This window comes from Escherichia sp. E4930, assembly GCF_005845405.1.
Taxonomy (GTDB): domain Bacteria; phylum Pseudomonadota; class Gammaproteobacteria; order Enterobacterales; family Enterobacteriaceae; genus Escherichia.
This window is the reverse complement of sequence record NZ_VCDZ01000009.1, coordinates 132057-156102: the sequence shown is the minus strand read 5'-3', so window position 1 is coordinate 156102 and position 24046 is coordinate 132057. Positions and strand designations below refer to the sequence as shown.

Annotated in this window: 21 protein-coding genes; 12 read left to right on the top strand and 9 right to left on the bottom strand. The window is 51.5% G+C overall.

The window, feature by feature from the left end:
* Positions 1-14 precede the first annotated feature (14 nt).
* Both mtlD and mtlR read left to right on the top strand, forming a co-directional pair.
* Entirely contained in the window at positions 15-1160 is a 1146-nt protein-coding gene (gene mtlD, locus FFT88_RS13485; protein WP_130206670.1) for a mannitol-1-phosphate 5-dehydrogenase, read from the top strand.
* On the top strand, positions 1160-1747 hold the full coding sequence (gene mtlR, locus FFT88_RS13480; RefSeq protein WP_130206672.1) for a mannitol operon repressor MtlR: 588 nt from the start codon (positions 1160-1162) through the stop codon (positions 1745-1747). Before mtlD ends, mtlR begins: the two co-directional genes overlap by 1 nt.
* A gap of 4 nt (positions 1748-1751) precedes the next feature.
* On the opposite strand, the gene yibT is transcribed toward mtlR, so the two are convergent.
* Positions 1752-1961: a protein YibT gene (yibT, locus tag FFT88_RS13475; protein WP_130215337.1), complete on the bottom strand. Its 210-nt coding sequence runs from the start codon at positions 1959-1961 to the stop codon at positions 1752-1754.
* A gap of 268 nt (positions 1962-2229) precedes the next feature.
* Between yibT and FFT88_RS13470 the strand changes: the two genes are divergently transcribed.
* The 7 genes from FFT88_RS13470 to trmL all read left to right on the top strand — a co-directional run bounded on the left by FFT88_RS13470 (position 2230) and on the right by trmL (position 12973).
* Entirely contained in the window at positions 2230-2592 is a 363-nt protein-coding gene (locus tag FFT88_RS13470) for a YibL family ribosome-associated protein (RefSeq protein WP_000665676.1), read from the top strand.
* Between the two features lie 538 nt (positions 2593-3130).
* Positions 3131-3814 (top strand): DUF3251 domain-containing protein, encoded by a 684-nt coding sequence (locus FFT88_RS13465; RefSeq protein WP_135403693.1) that lies wholly within the window; start codon positions 3131-3133, stop codon positions 3812-3814.
* A gap of 43 nt (positions 3815-3857) precedes the next feature.
* Positions 3858-8288: a YadA-like family protein gene (locus tag FFT88_RS13460; protein ID WP_135403694.1), complete on the top strand. Its 4431-nt coding sequence runs from the start codon at positions 3858-3860 to the stop codon at positions 8286-8288.
* A gap of 490 nt (positions 8289-8778) precedes the next feature.
* On the top strand, positions 8779-10434 hold the full coding sequence (lldP, locus tag FFT88_RS13455) for an L-lactate permease (RefSeq protein ID WP_130215198.1): 1656 nt from the start codon (positions 8779-8781) through the stop codon (positions 10432-10434).
* Positions 10434-11210 carry a transcriptional regulator LldR gene (gene lldR, locus FFT88_RS13450; protein WP_130261179.1) on the top strand — a complete coding sequence of 259 codons (777 nt, stop codon included), beginning with the start codon at positions 10434-10436 and terminating at the stop codon, positions 11208-11210. Before lldP ends, lldR begins: the two co-directional genes overlap by 1 nt.
* A complete protein-coding gene (gene lldD, locus FFT88_RS13445; protein ID WP_130206682.1) occupies positions 11207-12397 on the top strand; it encodes a quinone-dependent L-lactate dehydrogenase in 1191 nt (396 codons plus the stop codon). Before lldR ends, lldD begins: the two co-directional genes overlap by 4 nt.
* 102 nt (positions 12398-12499) lie before the next feature.
* Positions 12500-12973: a tRNA (uridine(34)/cytosine(34)/5-carboxymethylaminomethyluridine(34)-2'-O)-methyltransferase TrmL gene (gene trmL / locus FFT88_RS13440; protein WP_000932351.1), complete on the top strand. Its 474-nt coding sequence runs from the start codon at positions 12500-12502 to the stop codon at positions 12971-12973.
* A 52-nt stretch (positions 12974-13025) separates the two neighbouring features.
* Here trmL and cysE read toward each other — a convergent pair whose 3' ends face one another.
* The 5 genes from cysE to FFT88_RS13415 form a co-directional block, all read right to left on the bottom strand.
* On the bottom strand, positions 13026-13847 hold the full coding sequence (cysE, locus tag FFT88_RS13435; RefSeq protein ID WP_001277565.1) for a serine O-acetyltransferase: 822 nt from the start codon (positions 13845-13847) through the stop codon (positions 13026-13028).
* 79 nt (positions 13848-13926) lie between these two features.
* Entirely contained in the window at positions 13927-14946 is a 1020-nt protein-coding gene (gpsA, locus tag FFT88_RS13430) for an NAD(P)H-dependent glycerol-3-phosphate dehydrogenase (protein WP_112914747.1), read from the bottom strand.
* Positions 14946-15413 carry a protein-export chaperone SecB gene (gene secB / locus FFT88_RS13425; RefSeq protein WP_130206686.1) on the bottom strand — a complete coding sequence of 156 codons (468 nt, stop codon included), beginning with the start codon at positions 15411-15413 and terminating at the stop codon, positions 14946-14948. The genes gpsA and secB overlap by 1 nt, the downstream gene beginning before the upstream one ends.
* Before the next feature lie 62 nt (positions 15414-15475).
* Complete coding sequence (gene grxC / locus FFT88_RS13420; RefSeq protein WP_000024392.1) at positions 15476-15727, bottom strand: glutaredoxin 3; 252 nt, start codon at positions 15725-15727, stop codon at positions 15476-15478.
* Positions 15728-15867: 140 nt separating this feature from the next.
* The gene (locus FFT88_RS13415) at positions 15868-16299 is read right to left on the bottom strand and encodes a rhodanese-like domain-containing protein (RefSeq protein WP_130215194.1); all 432 of its coding nucleotides are present in this window, start codon (positions 16297-16299) and stop codon (positions 15868-15870) included.
* A gap of 244 nt (positions 16300-16543) precedes the next feature.
* On the opposite strand from FFT88_RS13415, the gene gpmM reads away from it, so the two are divergent.
* Genes gpmM through FFT88_RS13400 form a run of 3 tightly spaced genes read left to right on the top strand, consistent with a single transcriptional unit; the run spans position 16544 to position 20344 of the window.
* Positions 16544-18088 (top strand): 2,3-bisphosphoglycerate-independent phosphoglycerate mutase, encoded by a 1545-nt coding sequence (gene gpmM, locus FFT88_RS13410; protein ID WP_064526112.1) that lies wholly within the window; start codon positions 16544-16546, stop codon positions 18086-18088.
* 33 nt (positions 18089-18121) lie between these two features.
* Entirely contained in the window at positions 18122-19381 is a 1260-nt protein-coding gene (envC, locus tag FFT88_RS13405; RefSeq protein WP_001626259.1) for a murein hydrolase activator EnvC, read from the top strand.
* 3 nt (positions 19382-19384) lie between these two features.
* Positions 19385-20344, top strand: a complete 960-nt coding sequence (locus FFT88_RS13400; RefSeq protein WP_135403695.1) for a divergent polysaccharide deacetylase family protein — start codon at positions 19385-19387, stop codon at positions 20342-20344.
* On the opposite strand, the gene waaH is transcribed toward FFT88_RS13400, so the two are convergent.
* The 3 genes from waaH to kbl form a co-directional block, all read right to left on the bottom strand.
* Positions 20331-21365: a UDP-glucuronate:LPS(HepIII) glycosyltransferase gene (gene waaH / locus FFT88_RS13395; protein WP_135403696.1), complete on the bottom strand. Its 1035-nt coding sequence runs from the start codon at positions 21363-21365 to the stop codon at positions 20331-20333. The genes FFT88_RS13400 and waaH overlap by 14 nt on opposite strands.
* Positions 21366-21603: 238 nt before the next feature.
* Positions 21604-22629, bottom strand: coding sequence for an L-threonine 3-dehydrogenase (gene tdh, locus FFT88_RS13390; protein WP_130206693.1), 1026 nt, complete (start codon positions 22627-22629; stop codon positions 21604-21606).
* A 13-nt stretch (positions 22630-22642) separates the two neighbouring features.
* Positions 22643-23839, bottom strand: a complete 1197-nt coding sequence (gene kbl / locus FFT88_RS13385; RefSeq protein ID WP_059215292.1) for a glycine C-acetyltransferase — start codon at positions 23837-23839, stop codon at positions 22643-22645.
* Positions 23840-24046 lie beyond the last annotated feature (207 nt).

Below are 24046 nucleotides of genomic sequence, written 5' to 3'. Positions count from 1 at the left end.
TGAAGGTTAATACTATGAAAGCATTACATTTTGGCGCAGGTAATATCGGTCGTGGCTTTATCGGTAAACTGCTGGCGGACGCGGGTATCCAACTGACGTTTGCCGATGTAAATCAGGTGGTGCTTGATGCCCTGAATGCCCGTCATAGCTATCAGGTTCATGTGGTCGGCGAAACCGAGCAGGTGGATACCGTTTCCGGTGTAAATGCCGTCAGCAGCATTGGTGATGATGTCGTTGACCTGATTGCTCAGGTTGATTTAGTCACTACCGCCGTTGGCCCGGTCGTGCTGGAACGTATAGCTCCTGCCATCGCTAAAGGGCTGGTGAAACGTAAAGAGCAAGGTAATGAATCCCCGCTGAACATCATCGCCTGTGAAAACATGGTACGCGGCACCACGCAGCTGAAAGGCCATGTGATGAACGCCCTGCCGGAAGACGCCAAAGCGTGGGTAGAAGAGCATGTTGGCTTTGTCGATTCCGCCGTTGACCGCATCGTACCGCCTTCCGCTTCTGCAACTAACGATCCGCTGGAAGTGACAGTCGAAACCTTCAGCGAATGGATTGTCGATAAAACCCAGTTCAAAGGCACACTGCCGAATATCCCAGGTATGGAATTAACAGATAACCTGATGGCATTTGTCGAACGTAAACTCTTCACCCTGAACACGGGCCATGCTATAACCGCGTACCTCGGAAAACTGGCGGGCCATCAGACCATTCGTGATGCGATTCTCGACGAGAAAATCCGTGCAGTGGTAAAAGGTGCGATGGAAGAAAGCGGCGCTGTGCTGATCAAGCGCTATGGCTTTGATGCTGACAAACATGCAGCATACATCCAGAAAATCCTCGGTCGTTTTGAAAATCCGTATCTGAAGGATGATGTGGAGCGTGTAGGGCGTCAGCCGCTGCGTAAACTGAGCGCTGGCGATCGTTTGGTAAAACCGCTGTTGGGTACGCTGGAGTACGGTTTGCCGCACAAAAATCTGATTGAAGGTATCGCCGCCGCGATGCATTTCCGTAGTGAAGATGATCCGCAGGCCCAGGAACTGGCGGCACTGATTACCGAGAAAGGCCCGCAGGAAGCGCTGGCGCAAATTTCTGGGCTTGATGCTAACAGCGAGGTAGTCGCCGAAGCAGTCACGGCTTATAACGCAAAATAATGGTAGACCAGGCGCAGAAAACCCTGCGCCTGAACAACAGATTGTCAGATATGCAGGCAACAATGGAACAAACCCAGGCCTTTGAAAACCGTGTGCTTGAGCGTCTGAATGCTGGCAAAACCGTGCGAAGCTTTTTGATCACCGCCGTTGATCTCCTGACCGAGGCGGTGAATCTTCTGGTGCTTCAGGTATTCCGCAAAGACGATTACGCGGTGAAGTATGCTGTAGAACCGTTACTCGACGGCGATGGTCCGCTGGGCGACCTTTCCGTGCGCTTAAAGCTGATTTATGGGCTTGGCGTGATTAGCCGCAACGAATATGAAGATGCGGAACTCTTGATGGCGCTGCGTGAAGAGCTGAACCACGACGGTAACGAATACGCCTTTACCGATGATGAAATTATTGGGCCATTTGGCGAGCTGCACTGCGTGGCGGCGATCCCACCGCCGCCACAATTTGAACCAACGGATTCCAGTTTGTATGCGATGCAAATTCAGCGTTACCAACAAGCTGTGCGTTCAACAATGGTCCTTTCACTGACAGAGCTGATTTCCAAAATCAGCTTAAAAAAAGCCTTTCAAAAGTAAGTGATTACTGCTTCTCAACCTGCTTCGGCTGATAAAGTCGGCGATAATATTCCAGACGCTGGAGATATAACGGCACGCTTTCCTCAGGTATATCGGACGGAATCGCGTTACGAGGGGGAAGTTTATTCAGATACTCCCGAAACGCCTGACTTGATGCCATGAAATCTACGGCTTTATCGATAAAAAGCGGAACGTTTTCACCTATTTTGCCCATCATAATATCTCCGTATTACCCCGCGCCGGGAATGCGCGGCCGCCAATTTTAGTTTAGATCCCGAACTGAATGACATTAAGGAAAACGTGCGAAATCCACAACGCCCTCCCCCAACAACAAAGAATACTCTTATTAATCAATAAATTATGAAATTTACGAACACAAGATTTGTTGCCCAACAAAACTATTACAACACCATCAGTTGTGAACAAAGCACCCCGTCGCGCATACTAGGGACTATAAATTTATCTTTATCAGAAGCCATCACATGAAAGAAGTCGAAAAAAACGAAATCAAACGTCTCAGCGATCGTCTGGACGCCATCCGCCACCAGCAGGCTGACCTGTCGCTGGTTGAAGCCGCAGACAAATATGCCGAGCTGGAAAAAGAGAAAGCCACGCTGGAAGCTGAAATTGCCCGTCTGCGCGAAGTTCATAGCCAGAAACTCAGTAAAGAAGCACAAAAGCTGATGAAGATGCCGTTCCAGCGCGCGATTACCAAAAAAGAACAAGCTGATATGGGCAAGCTGAAGAAGAGTGTTCGCGGACTGGTGGTTGTGCACCCAATGACCGCACTGGGCCGTGAAATGGGCCTGGAAGAGATGACCGGGTTCTCAAAGACTGCGTTTTAAGTTCCCTTCAGCGCCATGTAACCACTGTTCCCACATTTCTACAGGCTCTTGCTGGCATATGCAGGAGCCTGTTTCAAATACCAAACATTCTTACCATTGCATGCTCCATGTTGCCCGATTGCTTGCATAAGCGTCGCAAGTCAAATTCTGAAAATATGTTGCGTAATAAAAGCGTTATATATAAATATTAAATATGATTACTCATATATCAATGCTTAATTATTTGTATTTCTCAACAAAAATCACATTTATTTTCTCAAAACATCCACCATATAAATATTAACGCCTTACCCTCTTCGCTTTTACTCCGTTAACCATTTGACATTGATTGACACTGATCATTAAAATTCGCGCGATTTACTCATTATCATCGACAAAACCAAACAATTTGACATTTAATAACATATTCTCAATGCTCATTAACTCAAAAATTCTCTCATACATTTTCATTGTGAATGCGAAACATTAAATCATTCATATAAAAAATAATTATATCGTAGTCATTAACACATCAGGATTATGAAAAGGAATTCATCCTATGAGCATAAGAAAAGCACTATCAAGCATGTTAACAATATCATCACTCTGCGCATTAACGGGGTGTGACTATATTGAAAAAGTAAACTCAATCGACCAGTTTGCCAAACAGCAAGCGTTGCAACAAAGTCAAATAGACGCGCTAAAAACGCAGCAAGAGCAATATAAAAGTAAAATTGAAATTTTTGAAAAACAACAAAATAGCATCATAACCAGTACCCAAACGCTTGCCAGCGTCGTGAAATCAGTCAAGGACAAGCAGGATGAATTCGTCTTCACTGAATTTAACCCAGCACAAACACAATACTTCATTTTAAATAACGGCTCAGTCGGTTTAGCAGGACGCATATTGTCTATTGATGCCGTGGAAAATGGCAGCGTCATTCGTATTTCACTGGTCAACTTATTAAGCGTTCCCGTATCTAATATTGGTTTCCATGCCACGTGGGGAAATGAAAAACCTGCCGACGCTAAAGACTTAGCAAAATGGCAGCAATTACTTTTCAGCACTTCAATGAACTCCTCACTGAAATTATTACCAGGTCAATGGCAAGACATTAACCTGACGCTGAAAGGCGTATCACCCAATAATTTGAAATACCTGAAACTCGCCATCAATATGGCAAATCTTCAGTTCGACGACCTTCACTCTGCTGCATCTCAGCAGCGAAAAAGCAAAAAATAAATGCAGCTTCTGCGCTTATATCAAGGAATAGAGAGCATCAATAATGAACAAAATATTTAAAGTTATCTGGAATCCGGCAACGGGCAGTTACAACGTCGCCAGCGAAACGGCAAAAAGCCGTGGCAAGAAATCTGGGCGCAGTAAGCTGTTAATTTCTGCACTGGTTGCGGGTGGGTTGTTGTCGTCGTTTGGGGCGCTGGCAACAGGTAATGAACCTGGTACACCTGTTGGAACAGGAACTGGCTGGGTTACTATAGGCCAGGAGTCACGGGCAAATGCCTTTACAAGCGCCGATGGGGCCAGTACTGCTGTAGGTTATAAATCTTTCGCTGAAGGAGCCTGGAGTTCTGCTATTGGCGCAATGACCCATGCAATTGGCGATGCTTCAATGGCATTCGGCGTTAATGCCGTCTCAACAGGTCAACGAAGTATCGCTATGGGCGCATCGTCAAATGCTGGTGGGGGATTTTCGATAGCGTTCGGGCGATATGCGAATTCGGGTGGTGATTATTCGATCGCGCAAGGGGATAAATCCAATGCTGCTGGTTTGAATGCCATTGCAGTGGGGAGAGGCAGTAGTGCGGCAGGCGAGAAAGCCATTGCACTGGGAAATGCCACTAAAGCTACAGAGATTATGAGCATCGCCCTCGGTGACTCTGCCAATGCGTCAAAAAAATATTCAATGGCGCTGGGAGCAAGTAGCGTCGCATCTGAAGAAAACGCGATTGCCCTGGGACGCAGCAGTGTAGCTAGCGGCACAGACAGCCTCGCTTTAGGCAGACAATCACTTGCCAGTGCAGCGAATGCCATTACGATTGGCGCAGAAAGCGAAGCCGCTGAAAATGCGACGGCTGTAGGTACTAACGCGAAAGCTCGAGGCAAAAACAGTCTGGCATTAGGTGCAAACAGTAATTCAACAGGTGAAGGTTCTGTTGCCCTGGGATATACAGCAGCGGCTACTGGGGCAAATGCTCTTGCCTTTGGGCAAAATGCGCAAGCATCAAACACAAACACCATCGCATTAGGCCAGAACAGCAGCGCATCAACCGCAAATGCTATTGCGATCGGGACAGGAAGTTCTGCGGATGGATCAAACAGTCTTGCATTGGGAAGTTCATCCTCTGCAGGAGGGAATAATTCCGTCGCGATTGGTGCAAACTCTACAGCAGGTGAAGACAACGTAGTGTCGGTAGGCTCTGGTTCAGCACAGCGTCGCATCGTCAATATGGCGGCAGGTACAATCTCAACGGACAGTAAAGAAGCCATTAACGGTTCACAGCTTTACGCCATTAGCCGCTCGGTAGCAGACAGGCTGGGAGGCGGAGCAGATGTAGCCAGTAACGGAACAATAATGGGGATGTCTTATCAACTGAAGAAAAAGAATTTCAATAACGTTGGTGAAGCACTCCAGTACCTTGACAATGAAACCCTGCACCGGGACTCATCTAATGGGGCTTTCAGCGCCAGTTATATTGTCAAAAATGCCGATGGTACGATTGCCAGTACCGTAGCAGAAAACAAAATCATCAATGTGAAAGATGGCGTCATTTCAGAAACCAGTAAAGATGCGGTTAACGGCTCGCAATTGTATGACCTGAAGCAGGACTCTTTGCTTTGGAATGATACCAAAAACGCCTTCAGCGCAGCACACGGCACTGATGCAGAGAGCAAAATCACCAACGTCAAAGCCGGTGACCTGACGGCTAACAGTACCGATGCCGTTAACGGCTCTCAGCTGAAAACCACCAACGATAACGTGGCGACGAATACCACCAATATCGCCACTAACACCACCAATATCACCAACCTGACGGATTCCGTTGGCGACCTTAAGGATGATGCTCTTCTCTGGAAGGGTACAGCATTCAGCGCCGCGCACGGTACTGATGCCACCAGCAAAATCACCAACGTCAAAGCCGGTGACCTGACGGCTAACAGCACCGATGCCGTTAACGGCTCTCAGCTGAAAACCACCAACGATAACGTGGCGACGAATACCACCAATATCGCCACTAACACCACCAATATCACCAACCTGACTGACGCTGTTGACAGTCTCGGTGATGACTCTCTGCTGTGGAGTGATGCAGCGGGTGCATTCAGTGCTGCACACGGAACACTCAAAACCGCCAGCAAAATTACCAACGTTGCAAATGGTGACATCTTAGCCAACAGTTCTGATGCCATTAATGGCTCACAACTTTATAGTTTAGCTGATTCCTTTACGACCTATCTTGGCGGTGGTGCCGATATCAGCGATACGGGCGAATTAACCGGACCAACCTACACTATTGGTGGTAAGGCCTACACTAACGTCGGTGCTGCACTGGAAGCCATTAACACGTCATTTAGCGCTTCGCTCGGTGATGCTCTGCTCTGGGATACTACCGCCAATAAATTCAGCGCCAAACACGGTGGCACCGCCAGCGTCATTACTGACGTCGCAGATGGTGTAGTTTCTAATACCAGCAGCGATGCCATTAACGGTTCGCAACTCTACGACACCAATAAGTACATTGCTGATGCCCTGGGGGGTAACGCAGAAGTTAACGCTGACGGTTCTATCGCTGCGCCAACTTATACAATCGCGGGTGGAAGTTACAACAACGTCGGTGCAGCTCTGGATGCGCTCGATGATAATGCCCTGCTGTGGGATGACGCTGCGGGTGCCTACAGCGCCAACCATGAAGGCAAAGCCGGCAAAATCACCAATGTGGCTGATGGTCTGATTGAAGCGGGTAGCACCGACGCCGTCAACGGTTCCCAACTGAATGCCGCTAACCTGCTGATCGAGCAGAATAGCCAAATCATCAATCAGCTTGCCGGAAACACCGACACGACGTACATCGCAGAGAATGGTGCAGGTATTAACTATGTGCGTACCAACGACGACGGCTTAGCGTTCAACGACGCCAGCGCCTCTGGTATTGGTGCTACCGCAGTAGGCTATAACGCTGTTGCCTCTGGTGCCAGCAGTGTAGCTATTGGTCAGGACAGCATCAGCGAAGTTGACACGGGTATCGCCCTGGGTAGCAGCTCTGTTTCCGACCGTGTAATTGTTAAAGGTTCTCGTAACACCAGCGTAACGGAAAATGGCGTAGAGATTGGCTACGACACCACTGACGGTGAATTACTCGGCGCATTGTCGATTGGTGATGATGGCAAGTACCGTCAAATCATCAACGTAGCCGATGGTTCCGAAGCCCATGACGCCGTTACGGTTCGCCAGTTGCAGAATGCCATTGGTGCAGTCGCTACCACGCCGACTAAATACTTCCACGCTAATTCAACGGAAGAAGATTCACTGGCAGTAGGTGAAGACTCGCTGGCAATGGGCGCGAAAACTATCGTTAATGGTAATGCGGGTATTGGTATCGGCCTGAACACTCTGGTTCTGGCTGATGCGATCAACGGTATTGCTATCGGTAGCAACGCAAGTGCAAACCATGCCAACAGTATTGCGATGGGTAATGGTTCTCAGACTACCCGTGGCGCGCAGACTGGCTACACCGGTTACAACATGGATGCACCGCAGAACTCTGTGGGCGAATTCTCTGTGGGCAGCGAAGACGGTCAACGTCAGATTACCAACGTCGCAGCAGGTTCGGCTGATACTGATGCGGTTAACGTGGGTCAGTTGAAAGTAACGGACGCGCAGGTTTCCCAGAATACCCAGAGCATTACTAACCTGAACAATCAGGTCACTAATCTGGATACTCGCGTTACTAATATCGAAAACGGTATTGGCGACATCGTGACCACCGGTAGCACCAAGTACTTCAAGACCAATACCGATGGCGTCGATGCTAACGCGCAGGGTAAAGATAGCGTCGCAATTGGCTCTGGTTCCATTGCAGCCGCTGACAACAGCGTCGCTCTGGGTACAGGCTCCGTGGCAAACGAAGAAAATACGATCTCTGTCGGTTCTTCCACTAATCAACGCCGTATTACTAACGTTGCCGCAGGTAAAAACGCGACTGACGCGGTTAACGTTGCGCAGTTGAAGTCTTCTGAAGCGGGTGGCGTGCGCTACGACACCAAATCTGACGGTTCTGTTGACTACAGCAGCATTACCCTCGGTGGTGGCAGTGGCGGTACGACTCGTATCAGCAACGTTTCCGCTGGCGTGAACAACAACGACGCGGTGAACTACGCGCAGTTGAAGCAAAGCGTGCAGGAAACGAAGCAATACACCGATCAGCGCATGGTTGAGATGGATAACAAACTGTCCAAAACTGAAAGCAAGCTGAGTGGTGGTATCGCTTCTGCAATGGCGATGACCGGTCTGCCGCAGGCTTACACTCCAGGTGCCAGCATGGCCTCTATTGGTGGCGGTACTTACAACGGTGAATCGGCAGTTGCTTTAGGTGTGTCGATGGTTAGCGCCAATGGTCGTTGGGTCTACAAATTGCAAGGTAGTACCAATAGCCAGGGTGAATACTCCGCCGCACTCGGTGCCGGTATTCAGTGGTAATCATCCATTAACGAATGGGTAAACGCCAAATTGCCTGATGCGTTACGCGCATCAGGCCTACAGGAGGATGCTGCACATTCCTGTAGGCCGGATAAGGCGTTCACGCCGCATCCGGCAACAGTGCCGACTGCCTGATGCGACGCTTGCGCGTCTTATCAGGCCTACAAATTCTCGCGCCATCCGTAGGCCGGATAAGCGCTCCGGGTCAACAATCTAAGGGCAATTCTCTGATGAGGATTGTCCTTTTCTTTACCAGACATCCCCCTTCACCAAAAAATTGGCCCTACCAATTCTTCGCTTATCTGAACTCTGGTTCACAGTTCCCCAATTAAAACTCACATTAACATTGCCAATCAATAACATTTAATTAACTATTCGTTGTCATTATCCCTACACTACAAAATTGGCAGTGCCACTTTTACACAACGTGTGACAAGGAGATGAGCAACAGACTCATTACACGATGTGCGTGGACTCCAGGAGACCTGCAATGAATCTCTGGCAACAAAACTACGATCCCGCCGGGAATATCTGGCTTTCCAGCCTGATAGCATCGCTTCCCATCCTGTTTTTCTTCTTTGCGCTGATTAAGCTCAAACTCAAAGGCTATGTCGCCGCCACCTGGACGGTAGCAATCGCCCTGGCCGTGGCTTTGCTGTTCTATAAAATGCCGGTCGCCAATGCGCTGGCCTCGGTGGTTTATGGCTTCTTCTATGGTTTGTGGCCAATCGCGTGGATCATTATTGCGGCGGTGTTCGTCTATAAGATCTCGGTGAAAACCGGACAGTTTGACATTATCCGCTCGTCGATTCTTTCGATAACCCCAGACCAGCGTCTGCAAATGCTGATCGTCGGTTTCTGTTTCGGCGCATTTCTCGAAGGGGCTGCGGGTTTCGGCGCACCAGTGGCGATTACCGCCGCATTGCTGGTCGGCCTGGGCTTTAAACCGCTGTACGCCGCCGGACTGTGCCTGATTGTTAACACCGCGCCAGTGGCATTTGGTGCGATGGGTATTCCAATTCTGGTTGCCGGACAGGTAACAGGCATCGACAGCTTTGAGATCGGCCAGATGGTGGGTCGTCAGCTACCGTTTATGACCATTATCGTCCTGTTCTGGATCATGGCGATTATGGACGGCTGGCGCGGTATTAAAGAGACGTGGCCTGCGGTCGTGGTTGCTGGTGGTTCATTTGCCATCGCACAGTATCTCAGCTCCAACTTCATTGGGCCGGAACTGCCGGACATTATCTCTTCGCTGGTATCACTGCTCTGCCTGACGCTGTTCCTCAAACGCTGGCAGCCAGTGCGCGTATTCCGTTTCGGCGATCTGGGTGCATCGCAGGTTGATATGACGCTGGCTCACACAGGTTACACGGCGGGTCAGGTGCTGCGTGCCTGGACACCGTTCCTGTTCCTGACCGCCACCGTAACACTTTGGAGTATCCCGCCGTTTAAAGCACTTTTCGCTTCGGGCGGCGCACTTTATGAATGGGTGATCAACATTCCGGTGCCGTATCTCGACAAACTGGTTGCTCGTATGCCGCCTGTGGTCAGCGAAGCCACCGCTTACGCCGCCGTGTTTAAGTTCGACTGGTTCTCTGCCACCGGTACCGCCATTCTGTTTGCTGCGCTGCTCTCGGTTGTCTGGCTGAAGATGAAACCGTCTGACGCTCTCAGCACCTTCGGCAGCACGCTGAAAGAACTGGCGCTGCCCATCTACTCCATCGGTATGGTGCTGGCATTCGCCTTTATCTCGAACTATTCCGGGCTGTCGTCAACACTGGCGCTGGCACTGGCGCACACCGGTCATGCATTCACCTTCTTCTCGCCGTTCCTCGGCTGGCTGGGGGTATTCCTGACCGGGTCGGATACGTCATCTAACGCTCTGTTTGCCGCTCTGCAAGCCACGGCCGCACAACAAATTGGCGTCTCTGACCTGTTGCTGGTTGCCGCCAATACCACCGGCGGTGTTACCGGGAAGATGATCTCCCCGCAATCCATCGCCATCGCCTGTGCGGCGGTAGGTCTGGTAGGCAAAGAGTCAGATCTGTTCCGCTTTACTGTCAAACACAGCCTGATATTCACCTGCATGGTCGGCGTGATCACCACGCTTCAGGCTTACGTCTTAACGTGGATGATTCCTTAATGATTGCTACACCCAGACGCCTGTCAGACGAAGTTGCCTCCCGTGTGCGGGCGCTGATTGATGAAAAACAGTTGGAGGCGGGCATGAAGTTGCCCGCTGAACGCCAACTGGCGATGCAACTCGGCGTGTCGCGTAATTCACTGCGCGAAGCGCTGGCAAAACTGGTGAGCGAAGGCGTACTTCTTAGTCGTCGCGGTGGTGGCACATTTGTACGCTGGCGTCATGACGCGTGGTCGGAGCAAAACATCGTCCAGCCGCTGAAAACGCTGATGGCCGATGATCCGGATTACAGTTTCGATATTCTGGAAGCCCGCTACGCCATTGAAGCCAGCACCGCATGGCATGCAGCAATGCGTGCCACGCCTGGCGACAAAGAAAAGATTCAGCTTTGTTTTGAAGCAACGCTCAGCGAAGACCCGGACCTCGCTTCGCAAGCGGACGTTCGTTTTCATCTGGCGATTGCCGAAGCCTCGCATAACATCGTGCTGCTACAAACCATGCGTGGTTTCTTTGATGTTCTGCAATCCTCGGTGATGCAAAGCCGTCAACGGATGTATCTCGTGCCGCCCGTTTTTTCACAACTGACCGAGCAGCATCAGGCAGTCATTGACGCCATTTTTGCCGGGGATGCCGACGGGGCGCGTAAAGCGATGATGGCGCATCTCAGTTTTGTCCACAGCACCATGAAAAGATTCGATGAAGATCAGGCGCGCCGTGCACGTATTACCCGCCTGCCCGGTGAGCATAATGAGCATTCGAGGGAGAAAAACGCATGATTATTTCTGCAGCCAGCGATTATCGCGCCGCAGCACAACGCATTCTGCCGCCGTTCCTGTTCCACTATATGGATGGCGGCGCATATTCTGAATATACCCTGCGTCGTAACATGGAAGATTTATCAGAAGTGGCGCTGCGCCAGCGTATTCTGAAAAACATGTCCGACTTAAGTCTGGAAACGACGCTGTTTAATGAGAAATTGTCGATGCCAGTAGCGCTGGCTCCAGTGGGCTTGTGCGGCATGTATGCGCGACGCGGCGAAGTTCAGGCTGCAAAAGCGGCGGATGCGCATGGCATTCCGTTTACCCTCTCGACGGTTTCCGTTTGCCCGATTGAGGAAGTCGCACCCGCCATCAAGCGCCCAATGTGGTTCCAGCTTTACGTACTGCGCGATCGCGGTTTTATGCGTAACGCACTGGAACGAGCAAAAGCCGCGGGGTGTTCGACGCTGGTTTTCACCGTGGATATGCCAACACCGGGCGCACGCTACCGTGATGCGCATTCAGGTATGAGCGGCCCGAACGCCGCAATGCGCCGCTACCTGCAGGCGGTGACTCACCCACAATGGGCGTGGGATGTGGGCCTGAATGGTCGTCCGCATGATTTAGGTAATATCTCGGCTTATCTCGGCAAACCGACCGGACTGGAAGATTACATCGGCTGGCTGGGGAATAACTTCGATCCGTCCATCTCATGGAAAGACCTTGAGTGGATCCGCGATTTCTGGGATGGCCCGATGGTGATCAAAGGGATCCTCGACCCAGAAGATGCGCGTGATGCGGTACGTTTTGGCGCTGACGGGATTGTGGTTTCTAACCACGGCGGTCGTCAGTTAGATGGCGTGCTCTCTTCTGCCCGCGCACTGCCTGCTATTGCGGATGCGGTGAAAGGTGATATCGCCATTCTGGCAGATAGCGGCATTCGTAACGGGCTTGATGTCGTGCGTATGATTGCGCTCGGTGCCGACACCGTACTGCTGGGTCGTGCTTTCCTGTATGCGCTGGCAACAGCGGGCCAGGCGGGCGTGGCTAACCTGCTGAATCTGATTGAGAAAGAGATGAAAGTGGCGATGACGCTGACGGGCGCGAAATCGATCAGTGAAATTACGCAAGATTCGTTGGTGCAGGGGCTGGGTAAAGAGTTGCCTGCGGCGCTGGCTCCGATGGCGAAAGGGAATGCGGCATAGTCGTATCCCCCTCGCCCCTCTGGGGAGAGGGCCGGGGTGAGGGGAAAAGGCCGCACGGCTCACCAATTTTCTGCTATCCTGCCCCCGCACTAAGGGGGCAGTATGCTAAACATCGTACTTTACGAACCAGAAATTCCGCCAAATACTGGCAACATCATCCGTCTTTGCGCTAACACCGGCTTTCGTCTGCATATCATCGAACCGATGGGATTTGCCTGGGACGATAAGCGCCTGCGCCGCGCAGGGCTGGACTACCACGAATTTACCGCCGTTACGCGTCATCATGACTACAGCGCGTTCCTCGAAGCAGAAAATCCCCAGCGCCTGTTTGCTCTCACTACAAAAGGTACGCCCGCACATAGCGCCGTAAGCTATCAGGATGGCGATTATCTGATGTTCGGCCCGGAAACACGCGGCCTGCCAGCGAGCATTCTTGATGCCCTGCCCGCTGAACAAAAAATTCGTATTCCAATGGTGCCGGACAGCCGCAGTATGAACCTGTCCAATGCAGTTTCGGTAGTGGTGTATGAAGCCTGGCGGCAGCTGGGGTATCCGGGTGCGGTATTGAGAGATTAGTTACTGTAGGCCGGATAGATGATTACATCGCATCCGGCACGATCACAGGACATCAGATCCCATCCCCATACTCAAACGTATGGTTAATACCGTTGAAATGCTGGTCCATATCCATTGATGGCTTATCGCTGTCTGGTTTACCGACAATGCGTGCCGGAACGCCAGCGGCGGTAGTATGCGGCGGCACCGGTTGCAGCACCACGGAACCTGCGCCAATCTTCGCGCCGCGCCCAACTTCAATATTGCCGAGAATTTTCGCGCCCGCGCCAATCATCACGCCTTCACGAATTTTCGGGTGACGGTCACCGCTGGTTTTCCCAGTACCGCCAAGGGTGACGGATTGCAGAATCGACACGTCGTTTTCAATCACCGCCGTTTCACCAACGACAATGCCCGTCGCATGGTCGAGCATAATGCCACGGCCAATTTTTGCTGCCGGGTGAATATCGACCTGGAACGTCACAGAAACCTGGTTTTGCAGAAAAATAGCCAGTGCGCGACGGCCCTGATTCCACAGCCAGTGACCGATGCGATACGCCTGCAAGGCATGAAAACCTTTCAGGTATAACAACGGCGTTGAGTATTTATCCACCGCCGGGTCGCGGGTACGCACCGCCTGAATATCACAGGCCGCAGAGGCGATCATTTCCGGGTCGGCGGCGTAGGCTTCTTCCACCACTTCGCGGATAGCAATGGCAGGCATGATTGGCGATGACAGCTTGTTCGCCAGCATGTAGCTCAGCGCACTGCCAAGGTTTTCGTGCTTGAGTAGCGTCGCGTGGTAAAAACTGGCCAGCATCGGCTCACAGTCCGCCAGCGTTCTGGCTTCAGCTTTAATATTGTTCCAGACAATTTCCAGTTCTTCACACGACATTGCTTACTCCACACGATGAGATAATGACCGGCCCGTTCTGCGCGGGCCGGGTCATAGCGGTAACAAAGGTTCCCTGGGTTTAGTGGCTGCTGCGCTCGTCCTTGCGTGCACGACCTAGTAAAGTCAATGCTGCCTCGCGCGCGTTTTTTCCGCAATATAATACTTGATAAATTTCCTCGGTTATTGGCATTTCAACGCCGAAGCGATGCGCCAACTCGCGGACTTCTTTCGTATTGCGGTAGCCTTCCACCACCTGACCAATCTTCTCCTGCGCGCTTTGTACATCCATGCCCTGACCGAGCATCATGCCAAAACGGCGGTTACGCGACTGGTTGTCGGTACAGGTAAGCACCAGATCGCCCAGCCCCGCCATGCCCATAAAGGTGGCAGGATCGGCACCCAGCGCCGCGCCAAGACGCGACATCTCAGCCAGGCCACGGGTAATTAGCGCCGTTCGTGCATTCGCGCCAAAACCGATACCGTCGGACATCCCCGCGCCAATGGCAATGACGTTTTTCACCGCGCCGCCAAGCTGCACGCCAATGAAATCCGGGTTGCTGTAAACGCGGAAACTTTTGCCACAGTGCAGCAACTGCTGGAGATCATCGGCGAAGGTCTGGTCGGTAGAGGCCAGCGAAATAGCCGTCGGTAAACCTGCCGCCAGTTCTTTCGCAAATGTTGGGCCAGAGATAACCGCTAGCGGAATTTGATCGCCTAACGCCTCACGCGCCACGTCCTGTAACAGACGCCCGGTTTCCGCTTCCAGACCTTTAGTCGCCCACACCAGACGCGCATCAGAACGCATCAGCGGTTTAATCTGGCGCAGCACTTCACCAAAGACATGGCTGGGTACGACGACAAGAATATTACGGCTGGCTGCCAGCGCGGTGGCGAGATCGCTTTCAAGATGGAGCGTATCGGGAAAAGGCACATCGGGGAGAAACGCGGCGTTACAGCGGTCGCGTTCAAGCGTTGCGATATGTTCAGGGTCATGGCCCCAGAGGACAACCTCGTGGCCATTTCTTGCCAGGGTGATGGCAAGAGCGGTGCCGTACGAGCCGGCACCGATCACAGTCATTGAAGCATTACGTTGGTTCATCAGGCATCCTGATGTTCTTCAGTACCTTCGCCAGCCTGCTGCTGCAAATAGTTCATGAACAGCGCATCGAAGTTAACCGGCGCAAGGTTCAGTTGCGGGAATGTACCGCGGGATACCATGCTGGTGATGCATTCACGAGCATACGGGAACAGAATGTTCGGGCAGTATGCGCCCAGGCAATGTGCCAGCTGGGTGCCTTCGATACCCGCGATGGAGAAAATACCGCCCTGCTGAACTTCACACAGGAACGCAGTTTCTTCGCCCAGGGATGCCGTTACGGTAACACGCAGTACCACTTCGTAAACGTCATCTGCCAGTTGAGAAGATGCCGTATCCAGATCAAGTTTAACTTCTGGCTGCCAATCTTTCTGGAAAACGTGCGGCGCGTTCGGCGCTTCGAAAGAAATATCCTTGGTATAAATACGTTGGATCTGGAAAGTCATTTCGGTGTTGTTTTGTTCTGACATGTGTAGAAAACCCTTAAGTGTTGTCCTTAAATACTGCGCAATGTAATGCCAACGTTCACACGTTATTTCAGCAGGGGATCCAGTCCACCACGTGCATCCAATGCATACAAGTCATCACAGCCGCCAATGTGCTGTGCGTCAATAAAAATCTGGGGAACCGTGGTGCGACCGCTGCGTTTGATCATCTCTTCACGCTTAGCGGCGTTGCCATCGATCGGCAGCTCCTGAAAACTCACGCCCTTGCTGCTCAGCAGTGCTTTTGCACGATGGCAATACGGGCAGGTTTCTTTGGTATAGATTTCAACATTGGCCATAACTTAGCTCCTGTTTTTTACCCTGAAATTTCATGTTGCAGGGCGGCAGCAAAATAGAGTGTCCCCAGAAGCTTATAACAATAAGTCGCTGGGGGCATAATTGCAGCTAACGGCCTGCATCATGAAAGACGACAGGTAAATTATTTGCCGCGCACCAGAGGCAAGTTTTCGCCAGCCCAGCCAGCGACGCCGTCTTTCAGCACGAATACTTGCGCAAAACCAGCTTTCGTCAGCGCGTTTGCAGGCTCCTGGCACTGCATGCCAGAACCGTCTACCACGATAACCGGTTTGTCTTTGTGCTTCTCAAGCTCACCAACATTGTTGGCTTTGATTTCGCTCGGCAACAGATTGATAGAACCTGCGATATGGCCTTTACGGAAGTCATCACGCTGACGTAAATCCACAACCACAGCGTCTTCTTTGTTGATCAGACGCGTAGCTTCACCACGAGTAATCACCTTCACTTTCGAGGTCAGGCTCTTAAACGTAGTGACAAGAACCGCCACCAGTAACGCGATCCAGGCGATACTCAGTATGGGATGACGGCCAACAAATTGCATAATTTCTTGCATGGGGGGTAACAACTCCCGACGTAGTGATTAAAAAAACCAGGAAAGGAGTATACCTGCGCAGTGCGGCAAATACAGCCAGCGCGTTAACTGGAATGCAATTTTGCGGGGCGCTACGAAAAAAAATCGCAATTCTGGCATCGGCTTGCCGCGAGCGGTCGTATATTTTGATCTTCAGAGGCTATTTTATCGATTCAGCTGTAGTAAAATTACGCAAATTTTGACTCTTGAGTATGAGGTTGTCGCAATGTCGGTTTCTAAAAAACCTATGGTACTGGTGATTCTGGATGGCTATGGCTATCGCGAAGAACAGCAGGATAACGCCATTTTTAGTGCTAAAACCCCGGTAATGGATGCACTGTGGGCCAATCGTCCGCATACCCTAATCGACGCTTCCGGTCTGGAAGTCGGTCTGCCTGACCGTCAGATGGGTAACTCCGAAGTAGGCCACGTTAACCTGGGTGCCGGCCGCATCGTGTATCAGGACCTGACTCGTCTGGATGTTGAAATCAAAGATCGCGCTTTCTTTGCTAATCCAGTGCTGACTGGCGCGGTAGATAAAGCGAAAAACGCAGGTAAAGCAGTACACATTATGGGTCTGCTCTCCGCAGGCGGCGTACACAGCCACGAAGATCACATCATGGCGATGGTAGAACTGGCAGCTGAACGCGGCGCAGAAAAAATCTACCTGCACGCATTCCTTGACGGTCGCGACACTCCGCCGCGCAGTGCTGAATCCTCACTGAAAAAATTCGAAGAGAAATTTGCCGCGCTGGGTAAAGGCCGCGTAGCGTCCATCATTGGCCGTTACTACGCAATGGACCGCGACAACCGTTGGGATCGCGTTGAAAAAGCTTATGACCTGCTGACTCTGGCGCAGGGTGAATTCCAGGCCGATACCGCCGTTGCTGGTTTGCAAGCTGCGTATGCTCGCGACGAAAACGATGAATTCGTGAAAGCGACCGTTATCCGTGCGGAAGGCCAGCCAGACGCGGCAATGGAAGACGGCGACGCGCTGATTTTCATGAACTTCCGTGCTGACCGTGCGCGTGAAATCACTCGTGCATTCGTGAACGCTGATTTCGACGGCTTCGCGCGTAAGAAAGTGGTTAACGTCGATTTCGTGATGCTGACCGAATACGCCGCAGACATCAAAACCGCAGTGGCTTACCCACCGGCTTCCCTGGTTAACACCTTCGGCGAGTGGATGGCGAAAAACGACAAAACTCAGCTGCGTATTTCCGAAACTGAAAAATATGCTCACGTCACTTTCTTCTTTAACGGTGGTGTAGAAGAGTCGTTCAAAGGCGAAGACCGCATTCTGATCAACTCGCCGAAAGTCGCTACCTACGACCTGCAGCCGGAAATGAGCTCCGCAGAGCTGACCGAAAAACTGGTTGCGGCAATCAAGAGCGGCAAATACGACACCATTATCTGTAACTATCCGAACGGCGACATGGTAGGTCACACCGGGGTGATGGAAGCGGCGGTTAAAGCGGTAGAAGCGCTGGATCACTGTGTTGAAGAAGTGACAAAAGCCGTTGAGTCCGTGGGTGGACAACTGCTGATCACCGCTGACCACGGTAACGCTGAACAGATGCGCGATCCGGCAACGGGTCAGGCACACACGGCACACACCAACCTGCCAGTTCCGCTGATTTACGTTGGTGATAAGAACGTGAAAGCGGTTGAAGGCGGTAAACTTTCTGACATCGCACCGACCATGTTGTCGCTGATGGGGATGGAAATCCCGCAAGAGATGACTGGTAAGCCGCTGTTCATCGTGGAATAATCCCTCCCCATGAGGGGAAAGGCGATTAATACCATGACACGGGCCACGAAACCGCGCAGGTTTGCAGTCAGGCCCATCATTTACGCCAGCGTTCTTAGCGCTGGCGTATTGTTGTGCACGTTTTCCGCCCACGCGGATGACCGCGACCAACTCAAGTCTATTCAGGCCGATATCGCCGCGAAAGAGCGCGCGGTACGCCAACAGCAGCAACAACGCTCAAGCCTGCTTGCTCAGCTGAAAAAGCAGGAAGAGGCGATCTCCGAAGCCACCCGCAAGCTGCGCGAAACGCAAAACACGCTCAATCAACTGAATAAACAGATTGATGAGATGAACGCGTCGATTGCCAAACTGGAGCAGCAAAAAGCCGCCCAGGAACGCAGCCTCGCCGCGCAACTGGATGCCGCGTTTCGTCAGGGTGAACATACCGGTATTCAGCTGATTCTCAGCGGTGAAGAAAGCCAGCGCGGTCAACGATTGCAGGCTTACTTCGGCTATCTCAACCAGGCGCGACAAGAAACCATCGCCCAGTTGAAGCAAACGCGTGAAGAAGTCGCCATGCAGCGTGCTGAACTGGAAGAGAAACAAAGCGAGCAACAAACGCTGTTATATGAGCAGCGCGCCCAACAGGCGAAACTGACTCAGGCACTGAACGAGCGTAAAAAGACGCTGGCGGGGCTGGAATCTTCCATCCAGCAAGGTCAGCAGCAGCTAAGTGAACTGCGTGCCAACGAATCCCGTCTGCGTAACAGCATTGCCCGTGCAGAAGCGGCAGCGAAAGCGCGTGCTGAACGTGAAGCGCGCGAAGCCCAGGCGGTTCGCGACCGTCAGAAAGAAGCGACGCGTAAAGGCACCACCTACAAACCGACTGAAAGCGAAAAATCGCTGATGTCCCGTACCGGTGGTCTGGGCGCGCCGCGCGGTCAGGCATTCTGGCCGGTTCGCGGGCCAACGCTGCATCGCTATGGCGAACAGCTACAAGGCGAACTGCGCTGGAAAGGGATGGTTATCGGTGCTTCTGAAGGTACTGAAGTTAAAGCGATTGCCGACGGTCGGGTGATTCTGGCTGACTGGCTGCAAGGCTACGGTCTGGTAGTGGTGGTTGAGCACGGTAAAGGCGATATGAGTCTTTACGGCTATAATCAGAGCGCACTGGTGAGCGTTGGTTCGCAGGTTCGCGCGGGCCAGCCAATTGCACTGGTGGGCAGCAGTGGCGGTCAGGGTCGGCCTTCACTCTATTTCGAAATTCGCCGCCAGGGTCAGGCGGTCAATCCACAGCCGTGGTTGGGAAGATAAGTTTTGTTTCCATTTCGTCGTAACGTTCTTGCATTTGCCGCGCTGTTGGCGCTCTCCTCCCCCGTAATTGCTGGCAAACTAGCCATCGTCATTGATGATTTTGGTTATCGCCCGCACAACGAAAACCAGGTGCTGGCAATGCCCTCCGCTATCTCCGTTGCGGTATTACCCGACTCACCGCACGCCAGAGAGATGGCGACCAAAGCGCATAACAGCGGTCACGAAGTGTTGATCCATCTGCCAATGGCACCGTTGAGTAAACAGCCGCTGGAGAAAAACACGCTGCGCCCGGAGATGAGCAGCGACGAAATTGAGCGCATTATTCGTAGTGCGGTCAATAACGTGCCCTATGCCGTGGGGATCAACAACCACATGGGCAGCAAAATGACCTCTAACCTGTTTGGTATGCAGAAAGTGATGCAGGCGCTGGCGCGTTACAATCTTTACTTCCTCGACAGCGTAACCATCGGTAATACCCAGGCGATGCGCGCCGCACAAGGCACTGGCGTGAAGGTTATTAAACGGAAGGTGTTCCTCGACGATTCGCAAAATGAAGCGGATATTCGTGTACAGTTTAATCGTGCAATTGACCTGGCGCGTCGCAACGGTTCGACCATCGCCATTGGTCATCCACATCCCTCAACGGTACGCGTATTGCAACAAATGGTTTATAACCTGCCGCCAGACATTACGCTGGTGAAAGCCAGCAGCTTGCTGAATGAACCACAGGTCGATACATCTACACCGCAGAAAAATACTGTGCCCGACGCACCGCGTAATCCGTTCCGTGGCGTGAAGCTGTGTAAACCGAAAAAACCGCTGGAGCCAGTTTATGCGAATCGCTTCTTTGAAGTATTAAGCGAAAGCATCAGCCAGAGCACGCTGATCGTTTACTTTCAACATCAGTGGCAAGGCTGGGGCAAACAGCCCGAAGCGGCGAAGTTTAACGCTAGCGCAAATTAAAGGCGCTACGCGTAATGCGATGGTGCGATCGTGTTTTGTCGCGCCATTGCCATAAGCGGAAAGACCACAGTAATGCCTGATAACCCACCTTTACGCTGCGGACATTAGTAATCAGGCGCTTATACATGCCGGAAGTAAATATCTCAGCAATCATCCGTTGGCGAGTAATAATATCCGGCTCTTTGCGCACCGCATGGCAAACACGCAATGCTTCGTAAGTTATTTGCTGATGAAATTCCGGATAAATTGTAATTTTGTCGGCATAATTTCGATTTAATTTCTCCAGCAGGCGGGTAATCTTAATATAGTGACGTTGATAATTAAGGTTTTTATTCCCTTGTCTATTCAACCGACTCACTGACGTATTATGCAGATAATATTTATATAACGATTGCTCAGTATATCGCGCACGCAGCGCGTTAAACATAAATTCTGTTGTCCAGACAATATCCTGATGATGTAATCCGGCAATAAATTTAATGTTATTTTTTACAATAACATCGCGGCGATAAACACCCATCCAGACAACGTGAGTCCAGCGGCGAGAAGAAAGTCCCATCCGCAGCCAGTCCGGGCCGGTTAATACGCCGGTTGAGCGTATGCGATCGGTGGGAATGGATTGCCAGGTTTCCCCCGTTTCACGAAAACACCAGTCAGCGTTGCACTGCGCCACGTCGAGATCGTCCTCTAACGCCATAGTCATCAGCGTTTCATACATGGTGGGATAGACTTCATCATCAGCATCGACAAAAGCAACATATTTGCCCGTCGCTGCCTCGATCCCGCGATTACGCGCCACCGATGCGCCAGCATTCGCCTGATGCAGCAAGCGAACATGTGGATGTTTTTCTGCGTAATGCTTTGCTATTTCAACAGAATTATCCGTTGATCCATCGTTAATAATAATAATTTCCAGAGCAGTCCAGGTTTGCGCAATTAAAGATTCCATGCAAGCGTTGAAATCATCTCCCGCATTATATAACGGGATAATAACACTTAGTTTATTGGTGCTGTTCATCATAAATTACCGACGACCTCTGAAGTTACCCTAACGTTGTACAGGCTTTGTATTAAGAAACCATTAAGCTTGTGAAATATTATTTTTACGGGTGAGAAAGTAACTTCAGGCTAGAGAGATAATGAAAGCAGCTATATAAGATAACAGCGCAATTACGATATCTTTATTACACTGACAGGATTTTACATATTTAACGGATTATCCTCAGGAGAAAGGGCTGGAATACCAGCCCTTGTTCGTGTTAATCCCAGCTCAGAATAACTTTCCCGGACTGGCCAGAACGCATGGCATCAAAGCCTTTCTGGAAATCGTCGATGGAGAAACGATGGGTAATGATTGGCGAGAGATCCAGACCAGACTGAATCAGCGCCGCCATCTTGTACCAGGTTTCAAACATCTCACGACCGTAAATACCTTTAATGAACAGGCCTTTAAAGATCACTTTTGTCCAGTCGATAGACATATCAGACGGCGGGATACCCAGCATCGCAATACGACCACCGTGATTCATGGTGTCCAGCATCGTGCGAAACGCTGACGGTGCACCAGACATCTCCAGACCAACATCAAAGCCTTCAGTCATGCCCAGCTCGGCCATTACGTCGTTGAGATTCTCTTTCGCGACGTTAACCGCACGAGTGATGCCCATTTTGCGCGCCAGCCCCAGACGGTATTCGTTAACATCAGTGATCACCACGTTGCGTGCACCAACGTGTTTCGCTACCGCCGCGGCCATAATACCAATTGGGCCTGCACCAGAAACCAGAACATCTTCGCCGACCAGATCAAACGATAGCGCCGTATGCACTGCATTTCCGAACGGGTCAAAAATTGCGGCTAAGTCATCGGAGATGTTGTCGGGGATTTTGAAGGCGTTGAATGCCGGGATCACCAGATATTCGGCGAAGCAGCCCGGGCGATTAACACCAACGCCTATCGTGTTGCGGCACAAATGGGTACGACCACCACGACAGTTGCGGCAATGACCACAGGTGATATGGCCTTCGCCAGAAACGCGATCGCCGATCTTGAAGCCTTTCACTTCCTGACCGATGCCAACCACCTCACCAACATATTCATGGCCTACAACCATCGGTACTGGGATGGTTTTTTGCGACCACTCATCCCAGTTATAGATGTGAACGTCAGTCCCGCAGATGGCTGTTTTACGGATTTTAATCAGCAGATCGTTATGTCCGAGTTCCGGTTCAGGAACGTCGGTCATCCAGATGCCCTCTTCCGCTTTCAGTTTGGATAACGCTTTCATCTCACATCCTCACTCAGGCGATTACGCCCAGTTGTTTACCAATACGCGTGAACGCTTCTACCGCACGCGTAATTTGCTCAGGAGTATGCGCCGCAGACATCTGGGTACGAATACGCGCCTGACCTTTCGGAACGACCGGATAGAAGAAACCGGTGACGTAAATGCCCTCTTTTTGCAGCTCACGAGCAAATTTCTGCGCCACTACCGCATCGCCAAGCATGACCGGAATAATGGCGTGATCGGCTCCCGCCAGGGTAAAGCCCGCCGCCGACATCTGCTCACGGAACTGACGCGCATTCGCCCACAGACGGTCACGCAGCTCGCTACCCGCTTCAACCATCTCCAGCACTTTGATGGAAGCGGCGACAATCGCTGGTGCCAGCGAGTTAGAGAACAGGTACGGGCGAGAACGCTGGCGCAGCCACTCAACCACCTCTTTGCGCGCCGCGGTATAACCACCAGAAGCCCCGCCCAGCGCTTTACCCAGCGTGCCGGTGATAATATCGACACGGCCCATCACATCGCAGTATTCATGGGAGCCACGTCCGTTTTCGCCGACAAAACCGACCGCGTGGGAGTCGTCTACCATCACCAGGGCATCGTATTTATCTGCCAGATCGCAAACGCCTTTCAGGTTGGCAATCACGCCGTCCATCGAGAACACACCATCGGTGGCAATCAGCACATGACGCGCACCGGCTTCACGCGCTTCTTTCAGACGTGCTTCCAGCTCCTGCATATCGTTGTTGGCATAGCGATAGCGTTTAGCTTTACACAGACGCACACCATCAATAATAGACGCGTGGTTCAGTGCGTCGGAGATAATGGCGTCTTCCGCGCCCAGCAGCGTTTCAAACAGGCCACCGTTAGCATCAAAGCAGGAAGAGTAGAGAATCGCATCTTCCATCCCCAGGAATGCCGCCAGTTTTTGTTCAAGCTCTTTATGGCTGTCCTGAGTGCCGCAGATAAATCGCACCGAAGCCATGCCGAAACCGTGAGAATCCATTCCCGCTTTTGCCGCCGCAATCAGTTCCGGATGATTCGCCAGTCCGAGATAGTTATTGGCACAAAAGTTAATGACGTGGCTTCCATCAGCCACAGTGATATCTGCTTGCTGCGCAGACGTAATAATGCGTTCTTCTTTAAACAACCCTTCCGCCCTTGCGGTTTCCAGATCGTTAGTTAACTGCTGATAAAATTCTCCACGCATTGCGATTCTCCAGACAGGGCAATTTCCAGCACATATTACCCAAACTTATAGTTCGCGACGAGATGACGCGTTAACACTTCTGTAAAATTTAGAATAAATAACGTCCATCCCCCTCACTTTCGGCGAATGGCTGAAGCCAACGCCGTGTAGTGATATGATAGAAGTATTCGTGTCTGAGATTGTCTCTGACTCCATAATTCGAAGGTT